Here is an 11233-nt window from a genome sequence, read left to right as displayed (position 1 = left end):
GCTCGACCCGGACGCGGGACGCGAGGAGGTCGCCCGCTTCGTGCGGGAGAACCCGGACGGCCGGGTGCGCGCGCTCCTGCTGGCCGCCGCGATGTTCGAGCACGCCGCCCCCGAGGTGGTCGAGGCTGCGGCGACGGAGCTCCTCGAGGTCGTGAAGTACCCGCCGCACGAGGGGCACCGGCTGGACCTGCCCGACCTCGCGGAGGCGCTCGGCAGGTTCGAGGCCACGATCACCGGCCTGCGCGTCCGGTTCCGGTCCGTGGCGGACGGGGAGGCGGTGCGCGCCCACTTCTGGGACACCTTCCCGGACCTGCGCCTCGACCTGCGCCGGTGGCTGGCGCGCAGTGTCCGGCTACGTGGGTTGTCCCGCGCGGACCGCGCCCTGGCGGTGCTGCGGTTCACCGACCAGTGCCTGCGCATCGGACATCCCGACGACGTGCGCGTGCTGGTCGAGCAGTGGGCGAAGAACTCGCCGGCCACGCTCGACCACCTGCTCGACGCCGCCGGTTCGGCGCTGACCCGGGGTCTGCTCAGCGAGCGGTACGGCGCGTGGTTCCGGCGCCAGCTCTACTTCTGGGTGACCAACCGGCAGCTGTGGCCGAGCCTGGCCACGCTGATCGCCGGGCTGTGCCAGGGCGTGATCGCGCCGGCCCAGCCGCACCAGGCGCTCGTGCGGCTCCGGCACCTCACCCGGCACACGAACGCCGCCGTCGTCACCGAGGCGCGGACCGCGCTGGCGAAACTGTGCGAGGACGGCCGGTTCGCGCGCCGCATGCTGACGCGCGTGCACGACGACCTCCTCGGCGACCGCCCGCAGGCCGTGGACTACGACCTGTTCGCCGACGTCGCCGACCCCGTGCGCCTCACCGCGGCCACCGGGACGTACCCGCGTGTCGGCGAGCCGGTGGTGCGCGGCATGCTCGTCGACGGGTGGGCCGCGTGGCTGACCGCCCGCCCCTACCCGGACGCCGCGCTCGCCGTCGGACGGTGGCTCGACGCCCATGCCGAGGCACCGCGCCGCACCGCGTTGCTCGAGGTGCTCGCGGCCGCCACCCGCGGCCGGTCCCGGCCGCGCGCCGTGCTCTACGCGGCGTCCCGCGACTGGATCGCCGCGAACCCACGTCCCGAACGCGTGCGCACGGCGGCACTGCTGCGGCAGGCGTGCGCCGAGGTTCACCCTCCCTCCGAGTTCCCGGCCCCACAAGGAGTCATCCACTGATGCTCAGCGACAAGGCGTACCTGACACTGACCATCGGCACGTCGGTGGTGATCGTCGCGGTCGTCGCCCTCACGGGTGGGCCGTGGTTGACGGGGGCGCTGATCTGCCTGCCGATCATCCTCGGTGGTCTGCTCGCGAAGCGCCAGATCGAGGACAGGCGCCCGCGCGAGGAGCCCCAGCAGGTCGTTCAGTACCAGCCGCCGCCGCCGCCCGCGCCGCCCGCGAGCACTGGACCGGTGGGGCTGGCGCTGCCCAGCCTGCACCAGGACTACCGCTTCCTCCTGAACGCCACCGTCCTGTGGCGGCAGTCGGGCGCGCAGGGCGTGGCGCACCCCCGGCCGGCGCAGCTCGCGGTCGACGCCGTCCGGGAGCGCGCGAGCAGGTTCACCGAGGGCGAGTCGGCGGCGAACACCGACCTGCTGGGCCCGCGACTGGCCCTGGACCTGTCCTTTCCCCGGCCGGACCGGACCGGACAGCTGGAGGTGTGGGCGCAGGACGTCGCCCTGGCGATTCCCGAGGACGACCGCCGGCGGCTGGCCAAGCTCGCCGAGGTGCGCAAGGACGAGGAGGTCTGGGAGCACGAACGGGCGTACGAGCGGAACAAGCGCGCCTACCTGCGCCAGGACGTCCTCAGCTCCACGGGCAGCGCCGTCGTGTGGTGGCTGGCCCAGGACACCCGCCGGATCGAGGAGACGGTCGCCCTGATCGGCACGTTCGCCGAACTGGTGGCCGCGGCGCAGGACCGCGAGGTCCAACCGGTGTTCCGCCTGCCCATCACCGGCTCGGCCACGCTCGCGCTCGACGACGCCGGCGGACAGGTGACGAGTGCCGGCGAGGAGGACGCGGCGCGGCTGATCGAGAAGGTGCTCCCCGACGCCTCCGAGCCGGAACGCGCCGAGCTGGCCGACCGCTTCGCCACCCTCGCGGCCGACCACGGCGCCCCGGACGTGGCCCGCGCCATCCGCGAACGGTTCAACGCCCCCGACTTCGTCGAACTCGGCGAGCCGGACCTGCACCCGAACGGGCAGGGAGAACACGACCCCACCTGAAGGCCGGGCACCCGTTTGTACATGTCTTGTACGTCGGGTTGTCAGCATCTCCGTGGATCTTCTGGAACGGAGTGTGCCGATGGTGCAGGGGACGTATTCGAGGCGTCGGGTGCTGGTGCTCGGGGCGGCGGCACTGGCCGCGCCCGCGTTGGCCGCCGGGGAGGCCGCCGCGGCCGCGGCGGTGGACATGGAGCAGGTGCTGCTCGCCTGCCAGGTGGATCCGCCGAAGGCGGGGGAGGACACGACGCCGGGTGCGGCCTCCCACGTGCTGGCGGTGGAGCAGGCGTTGCAGGCCAAGGGGTTGCTCGCCGCGGGGAACGTCGACGGGCACTACGGGACCGCGACCCTGGACGCCTACGCCGCGTGGCAGCGGAGTCTGGGGTACACGGGACTCGACGCCAACGGGGTGCCGGGGCGCACGTCGTTGACGCAGCTGGGGACCGGGCGGTTCGACGTCACCCGGCCGGTGTCCGCGGGCTCCCGCACCGACTCCTACGGGGGTAAGCGGGTCAACACCCGCACCGCCACCATGCTCCGCGCGGCGGATGCCATGGTCTCGTGGAGCATCACGTTGACGCAGGGCTCCTACACCTCCAGCAACCCCGACTCGGCCGGCACGCACGACGGCGGGGGAGTGGTCGACATCAGCGTCGGCGACCTGACCACCACCCAGCGCTGGCAGACCGTCAGGGCACTGCGGACCGTCGGGTTCGCGGCCTGGTTGCGCACCCCCGCCGACGGGTTCGCCTACCACATCCACGCCAACGCCATCTCCGACCCCGACATGTCCCGGCAGGGCCGGGACCAGGTCAACGACTACTACTTCGGCAGGAACGGGTTGGCCAACAACGCCGCGGACAACACGCCCGAGGCGTACCGGGTGGCGCTCACCTGGTGGGAGAAGTACCAACGAGGCTGAGAGGTTTCCGATGGCAACAGCACGACGGGCGGTCGCCGTCCTCGCGGCGGTGCTCGTGGCCGCGTTCACCCCGACCGCGGCACAGGCAGGGACCGACGACGCCAGCACGACCGGCGACATCGGCATCATGGCGGCGCACAAGAGCCCGTTCGGGTGCGGCAAGACCTTCTACGCCAACAACTGGTCGCCCGGCCACAACCCGTCCGGCGCGATCGACTGGCAGAGCTACGGCGACGACGCGGTCGGCGGCGAGACGGTCCGCGCCACGGCGAGCGGCACCGCCACGTTCTCCACGACCCTGTCGGCGGACGTCGGCATCCTGGCGTACGGGAACTACGTGACCATCACCCACGGGGACGGCACCAAGACCCGGTACGCGCACCTCGCCACCATGGTGCGCGGCGCGGGGCAGTCCATGACGGTCGCGCAGGGCACCGCGATCGGCACGGTCGGCGGGACCGGCGGCGACTACGCGCCCCACCTGCACTACGAGCAGATCACCGCGGGCGGCGCGCTCGACACCAGCCCCACCGTCGAGGGCGTCACCGTGTCCCTCGGCCAGAAGAAGGCCGTCACCAGCACCAACAACTGCGGTGGCAACCCGTACTCACCCGCCGAGGTCTGCGGCGGCGGCTTCAGCGTCATCGACCAGAAGGGCCTGACCGGCGGCACCGTCTACCTGCTCTACAACTCCGGCAACAGCGACAACTGCGTGGTGACGCTGAAGTCGACGAACCTCGGCGCGGCGACGGCCGTGTCGGCGTTCCTCGAACCGCAGGGCGGCACGAGGACCACCGACTCCGGCAGCTACACCTACTACGCCGGCCCGGTGAAGAGGTCCGCGCCGGGCGTCTGCGTGAAGTGGGGCGGCTCGGTCGGCAGCAGCACCTACACGAGCCCGTTCGAACACTGCGACTAACGAGTGCGGCGCGCGCCTGCATGCCGGGACACCAACCGCGGCACCTGCCGCGCCGGGGTGATCCCGGTGTGCAGGGTCGGCGTCCACCCCGCGTCGGTGCCGAAGTCGGGGTCGTGCGTCGCGTTGTACGCCGCGACGAGGTCCACCGGTTCGGTGCGGTGGCCGGTGCGCAGCAGGTTGTCCCGTGCGGTGACCGCCGTGCCGCCCCAGTCGAACAGCACCTCGCCCGGGTCCGCGCCGTCGAGCGCGAACACGTTGCTCTCCGCGACGATCGCCGACTCCACGCCGACGCCGAGCACGTAGCTCATCGACGCCGGGACCTCGTAGAGGTTGTCGTACACGTGCACCTGTCCGAACCGGACCCGCGGCATGCGTTGCAGCGTGCCGCGGAAGAGGTTGTGGTGCACCGTGACGTTCAGCTTGCCGCGGTCGTTGGCCGGGTTGTTGGTGGACCCGATCAGCATCGTCTTGTCGTGGTCGGTGAAGCGGTTCCAGGACACCGTCGCGAAGTTCGACGCGTTGGTGATGTCCAGCTCGCCGTCGTGCACCTGGTAGGGCCGGTCGAAGTACCTCGGCTGCGCGCTGTCGGGGTTGGCGCCGTCGGTGAACGTGTTGTGGTCCACCCACACGTGCGTCGAACCGGTGACGGAGATGTTGTCGTAGGCGGAGTTCCAGTTCCCCGTCGAGCCGTCGGTCGGGTCCCACTGCGGGAAGCAGTCGGCCGCGTCGACCAGCGTCAGGTCGCGGATGATGACGTTGTCCGCCTTGTCCACCTGGAGGTTCAGTCCGGAGAGGACGGCGCCGCCGAGGCCCACGACCGTGGTGCCCGAACCGACCTTCAGCCTGATCCGCTTGGCCTGGTTGGCCGCCGAGGCCGCACGGGCGCTCTCCAGCGGCCCCGAGGGCCTGGTCTCCCGGCCCCACACCGCGGGGTCGTACGCGGCCAGGTACGCGTCCAGCGAGTACCCGTCGGCGACGTAGTCCGCGCAGCCGAGCGGGTTGCCGGCGTCGTCGGTGTTGCCGTCGATCCGGCCGCGCACGTAGACGATCTTCGGCGACGGCGCCGCCAGCGCGGCGGCCAGCTCGGTGCGGGTGTCCACTGTGTACACACTGTCCACTGGCGCCGCCGAACCACCCGTGGTGCCCGCGCCTTCCGCGGCCCACCCGTCGTTCGGCGGTAGCACCTGCCGGCCCAGCGGCACGACCTGCCGGCCCAGCGGCGCGGCGTCCGCGCCTACCGGGACGGCCACCAGCATGGCCGCGGCCACCGCCGCGAGCAGGACCGTTCGCATGTCAGATCTTCCCGACGCCGGCGCCCGCCATGACGCTCGTCCTGACGGTGTTCGGGTCATCGAGCGTGTAGGCATAGTAGTTCCGCGCCTCCTCGACGCTGCCGGAACACTCGGGCTGTCCGGGTTCCGCGCCGGTGAACACGTTGTTCCGCGCCACGCAGCGGCCGGTCGGGCCCGCGTAGTGGTTGGACACCGGCTCCTCGACGTTCTCGAAGTAGTTGCCCTCGACCAGGCAACCCGCGTCGGCCTGGCATGCCACGCCCACGTCGGTGTTGTGCAGGTAGTAGTTGTTGTAGACGTGCACGGGCTCGCCGAAGCGGACGCGCGGGTTGCGTTGCGGTGTCTGGTCGAACCAGTTGTGGTGGTAGCTCACCTTGAGCCGGCCGACGTCCTGGGCGGCGTTGCCGTCGTCGTGGCCGAGCAGCATGTTCTTGGTGTGGTTGTGCGTGTGGTTCCAGGACACCGTGACGTAGCTGGAACCGCGCTTGATGTCGATCACGCCGTCGTAGCCGTGGGACAGGTCGTTGTGGTCCAGCCACACGTGGTGGGAGAACATCTGCACGTTGATCGCGTCGTCCGGCCAGTCGTGGAACACGAGGTTGCGCACGATCACGTTGTGCACGGCGCCTGCCGGCGGCGCGGTCACGGCGTCGTCGACCGGCAGGCCGATGTTCAGGCCGCCGCCGGTGAACCCGGACGCCGCCCCGATGCCGACGATCGTCTTGTCCGAGGTGACGTCGTGCATCGGCCCGGGTAGCGCGATCATCCCGCGGACACAGATGTTCAGCGGACCGGTCCGGGCGATCGCGGCGAGGAACTCGGCGGCCGTGTCCACTTCGACCGTGGCGCCGCCCGCGCCGCCGGTGGTGCCGTTCTGCCCCCACGCGTTGACGGACGCGAAGCCGGTCGGCCGGCCCGAGGTGTCGCACGTGCCCGGCGTCGGCGGCTCGGTGGTCGGCGGTTCGGTCGTGGGTGGGCCGCCGGTGCCGGGCACGTCGGTCACCGCGACGTCGTCGAACGCCGCGGCCGCGTAGTAGGTCGCCACCCCGGCCCGTCCGGAGGAGAAGGTGCCGTCCGTGGCCGTGACGAGCGGTGTGTCGCCGACGAAGCCGCGCAGGGTCGTGCCGAACGCCTCCAGCCGCAGCGTCTGCCACGTCCCGGTGGGCGCCGCGACGGCCGCCGAGGCCAGGGTGGCGAGGCTGCCGCCGGAGCGCCTGCCGAGCACGACCGATCCGCTGTTCGTCAGCGCGAGGTAGTAGTAGTCGCTGGTGTCCCGCGCCCTGGCGAGCACGGCCACCTGCCGGTTGGATCCGTTGTACCCGTTGGGTTTCACCCGCGCCCGCACGGTCTGGTCCGCCCAGGCGCCACCCACGAGCGCCCGCGCGTCGGAGCTGGTGCCGGTCTGCTGGTAGACCCGCGAGTCGTCGGTCACCACCGACCAGCTGCCGCCGGACCTCGTCCAGCCGTCGGCGCTGCCGTCCTCGAAGTCGTCCGCGAACAGCGTCGCGGCCGACGCCACCGGCTGCACGGCGAGACCGATGGCGAGAACAATTCCACCCACCGCGGCGGCCAGCCGCTTGTTCTTCGTTCGCACAGGACATTCCTTTCCAGCGTCCGGGTGGCGGGCAGGGGTGCCAACCGGGCTAGGAAAGCGCTTTCCGCGACCTCACGCTAGGCCGTCGGGAACAGCTTGTCAACGGTGCGTCAACGGTGCTTCGAGGGCCGAACGGCCGGCGTGATCGTGATTTCGTGCGCGCTCCCGAATGCGGGAACGCCGATGGTCGAAAAGGTCGGAACCACGCCTGGCACACTTACGACCCATGTCGAACGAGCAGCTGACCAGCGCCGACCGGTACTTCACGGACGAAGAGGACAGACGTTACAGCGGCGACCGGCTGGTCTTCTTCTCCGACGCGGTCATCGCGATCGCGATGACCCTGCTGGCGCTGGAGCTGCCCGTGCCGCGCGGGAGGACGAACGCCGAGGTGTGGCGTTCGTTCGTGGACCTGCTGCCCGCCGAGTACCTCAACTTCGTGATCAGCTTCGCGGTGATCGCCGTGTTCTGGATCGCCCACCACCAGTTCTTCCGCAAGATCCACGCGGTGAGCGGCGGCCTGCGGTGGCTCAACATCGGCTGGCTGTTCCTCGTCGTCCTGGTGCCGTTCGCCACCCGGGTGAACAGCGCGGGTGACGACCTCGTGCTCGGGCCGACCCTCTACGCGATCGTCATCTGCCTGCTCGCGGTGCTGCTGATGCTGATGGCCTGGCACGCCGGCCGCGCCGGCCTCCTCCGCCCGGACACCCCGCCGCACGCGATGCGGCAGCTGCTGGTCGGCGCGGGCGCGGCGGCGCTGGTCTTCCTCGTCTCGATCCCGGTCAGTGTCGCCAGCCCGTCCTGGGGCCGGACGGTCTGGGTGCTCACGATCCTCGCCCGCCTCCTCGCGCGGCGGCTCGTGCGGCGGCGGGGCTGAGCAACGGGTATCGTGCCGGATGGCGGCGGTGGGGCCGGCCCTCCGAACGCGGAGAACCGCGGCGTGCCCGGCCGCCGACGGTCCCCACTCGACCCCGGACGACCAGTGTGTCCGCGCGCAGAGTGGGAGTCGCGCAGGTGAGCGGTGAGATCGACCTCGAGGATCCCATCGACCCGGATGTCGACCTCAGGGTCTCGGCACAACGGCGCGAGCTGGTGCGCCACCACGGTCCGGTGCTCGGGATGATCGCCCTCGGCGGCGGTCTCGGCGCGCTGGCCCGGTACGGCCTGGCGCGGCTGCTGCCCACCCCGGCCCGCGGGTTCCCCTGGGCCACCTTCGTCACCAACGTGGCCGGCTGCCTGCTCATCGGCGTGCTCATGGTCCTGATCACCGAGCTCTGGGCCGCCCACCGGCTCGTGCGGCCGTTCTTCGGCGTCGGCGTGCTCGGCGGCTTCACGACCTTCTCGACCTACGCCGTGGAGTTCCACGGCCTGCTGCGGCCCGGCACGGTCGTCCTCGCGTTCGCCTACCTCGCCGGCACGCTGGTCACCGCACTGCTCGCCACGCTGGCCGGGGTGTGGCTCACGCGTGCCGTTCGGACCAGGAGGGCGCTGTGACTGCGGTCCTGGTGTTCCTGGGCGCCGCGGTCGGCGCGCCGCTGCGCTACCTCACCGACCGGCTCGTCCAGTCGCGGCACGAGAGCCTGTTCCCGTGGGGCACGTTCGCGGTCAACCTGGCCGGCTGCCTGGTCCTGGGTGGCCTCACCGGTGCCGGCACCGCCGTGTCGAGCCCGGTGCTCGCACTGGCCGGCACGGGTTTCTGCGGCGCGCTCACCACCTACAGCACGTTCAGCTACGAGACAGTGCGCCTCGCCGAGCAGAAGGCGTACTTTTACGCAGCGGTGAACGTCGTCGTCAGCGTGCTCGCCGGCCTAGGCGCCGCACTGCTCGCGTACACCACGACCAACGCGGCCCTCGGGGGTTGAGATGAAGGAGCACAAGCCCGACCAGTACACCGTCCTCGGTGCCGTCGCGTTGGCCAACCGCGCGCCGTCGGTGCACAACAGCCAGCCGTGGCGGTGGCTGCTCGGCGAGGAGTCCGTGCACCTGATGGCCGACCGGGGGCGCTGGCCGGCCCCCGACCTGCTGCTCAGCTGCGGCGCGGCACTGCACCACCTGCGCGTGGCGATGGCCGCGTTCGGCTGGCGGTCGATCGTGCACCACCTGCCCAACCCCGGCGACCCCGACCACCTCGCGTCGGTGGAGTTCGCGCCGAAGGCGGCACCGTCCACCGAGGTCGTCACGCTGGCCGGTGCCATCTCCCGCCGCCGCACCGACCGGCGCCGGTTCACCGACCGACCGGTGGCGGCCGAGCACGTGGACCTGGTGGTCGAACGTGCCGAGCGGGCCGGCGCGCTGCTGGTGCCGGTCACCGACCAGGTGCCGCGGAAGCGGCTCACCCATGCCATCGACGAGGTCATCCACGCCCGGACCGACCGCACGGAGGAACTCGCCGGCTGGCCGGGCGTGCGTGGCACGAGCGCCTCGGCGTCCGGGCGGGCCCACGGCGACACGGACACGATGCGGGTGTCCCGCACCGGCACCCTCGCCGGCCCCGCGCCCTGCCCCGACGGCGGTGAGCTGCTGATCCTCGCCAGCCGGGAGGACGACCTGGTGTCGACGCTGCGTGCGGGTGAGGCCGCCAGTGCGGCGCTGCTCACCGCCACGAGCCTCGGCCTGGCCACGTGCCCGCTCTCGCTGGCGCTCGAACTGGCCGACCTTCGCACGGAGTTCGGCGACGGCGTGCTCGGCGGGGCCGCGCACCCGCAGCTCATCCTGCGCACCGGCTGGGCACCGGCCACCGCGCTGCCCACGCCCCGCAGCCCACGCCGAGCGACCAGCGACACCGTCGGATACCTCCCCGGCACCCACCGGCCGGCTCACATCCCACCGCCGCGCGAGATGCCCTGAAAGCACCCCTCCACGGCATGTCAGGCCCTTCCGCGGCCGACGCCGCGCAAGGGCCACTCAGGACAGCACGCTCGTCTCAGCGCTTGCCGCGTTTGCCGCGGTGGGGGGTGCCGCCTCGGCGACGGGCCGTCGTGGCCGTGCGGGTGGCGTCGGGCGCCGGTCGCTTCTTCTTCGCCGGCGCCGGGGGTGCCGGCGGTGTCGCCGCCGGTGGCTGGGTGCGACCCCGCGTGCTGTTGACGGTCCGGCCGCGGACGACGCCGATGAACTCCTCCATCAGGTCGCTGGTCCCGTCGGCCGGCCAGGTCAGCGCGACACTCGACTGAGGGCCGAAGGTGACCGGCCGGTAGGTGAGGTCCCGGCGGTGGTACAGCCGTGCCAGCGACTGCGGGACCACGAGCAGGCCCACCCCCGCCGCCACCAGCTCGACGGCGTCCATGGTCGTGGCGGGCCGGTGGGTGGCGAGCTCGCCGGGCGGGTGCGGCCAGTCGAGGGTGTCGTCGTGGGCGTGGAGCACGACACTGTCCGCCAGGTCCTCGACGGACACCTCGTCCGCCACGGCCAGGAGGTGGTCCTTCGGCACCACGACCACGGTCGTCTCGGTGTACAGGGGGATCGCGTGCAGGTCCGTCCGGTCGATCGGCAGGCGCACGAGGGCGGCGTCGGCGCGGCGCTCGCGCACCACCTCGACGGCCTGCGCGGCGGGCACCTGGTCGAGGACGAGCGGCACCTCGGGCACGCGCTCCTGCCAGGTCCGGACCCACTTGGCCGGCGTCACCCCGGGCACGTACGCGAGCCGGAACGATCGGTCCGTCACGACAGGCAGGTTACCGGGCGTGAACGGCGCCGCCGCGCTCGCCCGTTACCCTCCATACATGACGTCGCGCAAGACCTCCCAGACGATGAAGCCCGCGACCGCGGCGAAGAAGCTGGGTGTGTACCTCGAGGCCACCCCCGCGGAGTTCCAGGAGGGTGTCGTCTCCCGCGACGAGCTGAACGCCCTGCAGGCCGACCCGCCGGAGTGGCTGCGCGACCTGCGCCGCAACGGTCCGCACCCGCGGTCGGTCGTGGCCGCGAAGCTGCGGGTGTCCATCAGCGGGCTCGCGCGCGGCGGCGTCACCGAGCCCCTGACGACCGAGCAGATCGAGGCGCTCAAGGCCGACGACCCCGAGTGGCTGCGGCGGGAACGCGCGACGCAGGCGGAGGTGCAGAAGGAGGCCGCGCGCCAGAAAGCGGCGGGCCGGCACTCCTGACGTAGGCTGCGCCCCCATGACCGGGGCAGACATCGCACGCACCATCCTCGACGCGAACTCCTTCATGACGCTGGCGACGGCCGACGGGGCCGGCACGCCGTGGGCAACCCCGGTGTGGTTCGCGACGGACGACCACCGCGAGCT

13 protein-coding genes are annotated in these 11233 nt (G+C 72.2%); 10 read left to right on the top strand and 3 right to left on the bottom strand.

All coding sequences use genetic code 11. The features are described 5' to 3' along the window. The 4 genes from ACJ73U_RS13135 to ACJ73U_RS13120 form a co-directional block, all read left to right on the top strand. Window positions 1-1219, top strand: a 1219-nt coding sequence (locus tag ACJ73U_RS13135) for a hypothetical protein (protein WP_407777866.1), incomplete at its 5' end; no start/stop codon positions are given. After that, on the top strand, window positions 1219-2268 hold the full coding sequence (locus tag ACJ73U_RS13130) for a hypothetical protein (RefSeq protein WP_407777865.1): 1050 nt from the start codon (window positions 1219-1221) through the stop codon (window positions 2266-2268). The genes ACJ73U_RS13135 and ACJ73U_RS13130, both read left to right, overlap by 1 nt. A 79-nt stretch (window positions 2269-2347) precedes the next feature. Continuing rightward, window positions 2348-3187, top strand: coding sequence for a peptidoglycan-binding protein (locus ACJ73U_RS13125; protein ID WP_407777864.1), 840 nt, complete (start codon window positions 2348-2350; stop codon window positions 3185-3187). A gap of 10 nt (window positions 3188-3197) precedes the next feature. After that, window positions 3198-4106 carry a M23 family metallopeptidase gene (locus ACJ73U_RS13120; RefSeq protein WP_407777863.1) on the top strand — a complete coding sequence of 303 codons (909 nt, stop codon included), beginning with the start codon at window positions 3198-3200 and terminating at the stop codon, window positions 4104-4106. Here ACJ73U_RS13120 and ACJ73U_RS13115 read toward each other — a convergent pair. Both ACJ73U_RS13115 and ACJ73U_RS13110 read right to left on the bottom strand, forming a co-directional pair. Next, window positions 4103-5398: a polysaccharide lyase family 1 protein gene (locus ACJ73U_RS13115; RefSeq protein WP_407777862.1), complete on the bottom strand. Its 1296-nt coding sequence runs from the start codon at window positions 5396-5398 to the stop codon at window positions 4103-4105. The genes ACJ73U_RS13120 and ACJ73U_RS13115 overlap by 4 nt on opposite strands. 1 nt (window position 5399) lies before the next feature. Continuing rightward, window positions 5400-6992 (bottom strand): polysaccharide lyase family 1 protein, encoded by a 1593-nt coding sequence (locus ACJ73U_RS13110; protein ID WP_407777861.1) that lies wholly within the window; start codon window positions 6990-6992, stop codon window positions 5400-5402. 226 nt (window positions 6993-7218) lie between these two features. Here ACJ73U_RS13110 and ACJ73U_RS13105 point away from each other — a divergent pair, with 226 nt between their 5' ends. The 4 genes from ACJ73U_RS13105 to ACJ73U_RS13090 all read left to right on the top strand — a co-directional run bounded on the left by ACJ73U_RS13105 (window position 7219) and on the right by ACJ73U_RS13090 (window position 9839). Then, complete coding sequence (locus ACJ73U_RS13105; RefSeq protein ID WP_407777860.1) at window positions 7219-7869, top strand: TMEM175 family protein; 651 nt, start codon at window positions 7219-7221, stop codon at window positions 7867-7869. A gap of 137 nt (window positions 7870-8006) precedes the next feature. Further along, entirely contained in the window at window positions 8007-8486 is a 480-nt protein-coding gene (locus ACJ73U_RS13100) for a fluoride efflux transporter FluC (RefSeq protein ID WP_407777859.1), read from the top strand. Then, the gene (gene crcB, locus ACJ73U_RS13095; protein ID WP_407777858.1) at window positions 8483-8854 is read left to right on the top strand and encodes a fluoride efflux transporter CrcB; all 372 of its coding nucleotides are present in this window, start codon (window positions 8483-8485) and stop codon (window positions 8852-8854) included. Before ACJ73U_RS13100 ends, crcB begins: the two co-directional genes overlap by 4 nt. Window position 8855: 1 nt before the next feature. Then, the gene (locus ACJ73U_RS13090; RefSeq protein ID WP_407777857.1) at window positions 8856-9839 is read left to right on the top strand and encodes an Acg family FMN-binding oxidoreductase; all 984 of its coding nucleotides are present in this window, start codon (window positions 8856-8858) and stop codon (window positions 9837-9839) included. A gap of 76 nt (window positions 9840-9915) precedes the next feature. On the opposite strand, the gene ACJ73U_RS13085 is transcribed toward ACJ73U_RS13090, so the two are convergent. Next, on the bottom strand, window positions 9916-10662 hold the full coding sequence (locus ACJ73U_RS13085; RefSeq protein WP_407777868.1) for a LysR family substrate-binding domain-containing protein: 747 nt from the start codon (window positions 10660-10662) through the stop codon (window positions 9916-9918). A 49-nt stretch (window positions 10663-10711) separates the two neighbouring features. Between ACJ73U_RS13085 and ACJ73U_RS13080 the strand changes: the two genes are divergently transcribed. After that, window positions 10712-11089 carry a DUF5997 family protein gene (locus ACJ73U_RS13080; protein ID WP_407777856.1) on the top strand — a complete coding sequence of 126 codons (378 nt, stop codon included), beginning with the start codon at window positions 10712-10714 and terminating at the stop codon, window positions 11087-11089. Between the two features lie 16 nt (window positions 11090-11105). After that, on the top strand, window positions 11106-11233 hold a 128-nt coding region (locus ACJ73U_RS13075; protein WP_407777867.1), incomplete at its 3' end, for a pyridoxamine 5'-phosphate oxidase family protein.

Origin of the sequence: Actinophytocola sp. (assembly GCF_045807065.1) — a bacterium.
Taxonomy (GTDB): Bacteria; Actinomycetota; Actinomycetes; order Mycobacteriales; family Pseudonocardiaceae; genus Actinophytocola.
This window is presented reverse-complemented; position numbering and strand designations above follow the sequence as displayed.

Excerpts from the sequence above, each read along its gene's own strand:
- ACJ73U_RS13105 (WP_407777860.1), top strand. The coding sequence starts at position 7,219 with ATGTCGAACGAGCAGCTGACCAGCGCCGACCGGTACTTCACGGACGAA.
- ACJ73U_RS13080 (WP_407777856.1), top strand. The coding sequence starts at position 10,712 with ATGACGTCGCGCAAGACCTCCCAGACGATGAAGCCCGCGACCGCGGCG.
- ACJ73U_RS13125 (WP_407777864.1), top strand. The coding sequence starts at position 2,348 with ATGGTGCAGGGGACGTATTCGAGGCGTCGGGTGCTGGTGCTCGGGGCG.
- ACJ73U_RS13115 (WP_407777862.1), bottom strand. The coding sequence starts at position 5,398 with ATGCGAACGGTCCTGCTCGCGGCGGTGGCCGCGGCCATGCTGGTGGCC.
- ACJ73U_RS13120 (WP_407777863.1), top strand. The coding sequence starts at position 3,198 with ATGGCAACAGCACGACGGGCGGTCGCCGTCCTCGCGGCGGTGCTCGTG.
- ACJ73U_RS13130 (WP_407777865.1), top strand. The coding sequence starts at position 1,219 with ATGCTCAGCGACAAGGCGTACCTGACACTGACCATCGGCACGTCGGTG.
- ACJ73U_RS13090 (WP_407777857.1), top strand. The coding sequence starts at position 8,856 with ATGAAGGAGCACAAGCCCGACCAGTACACCGTCCTCGGTGCCGTCGCG.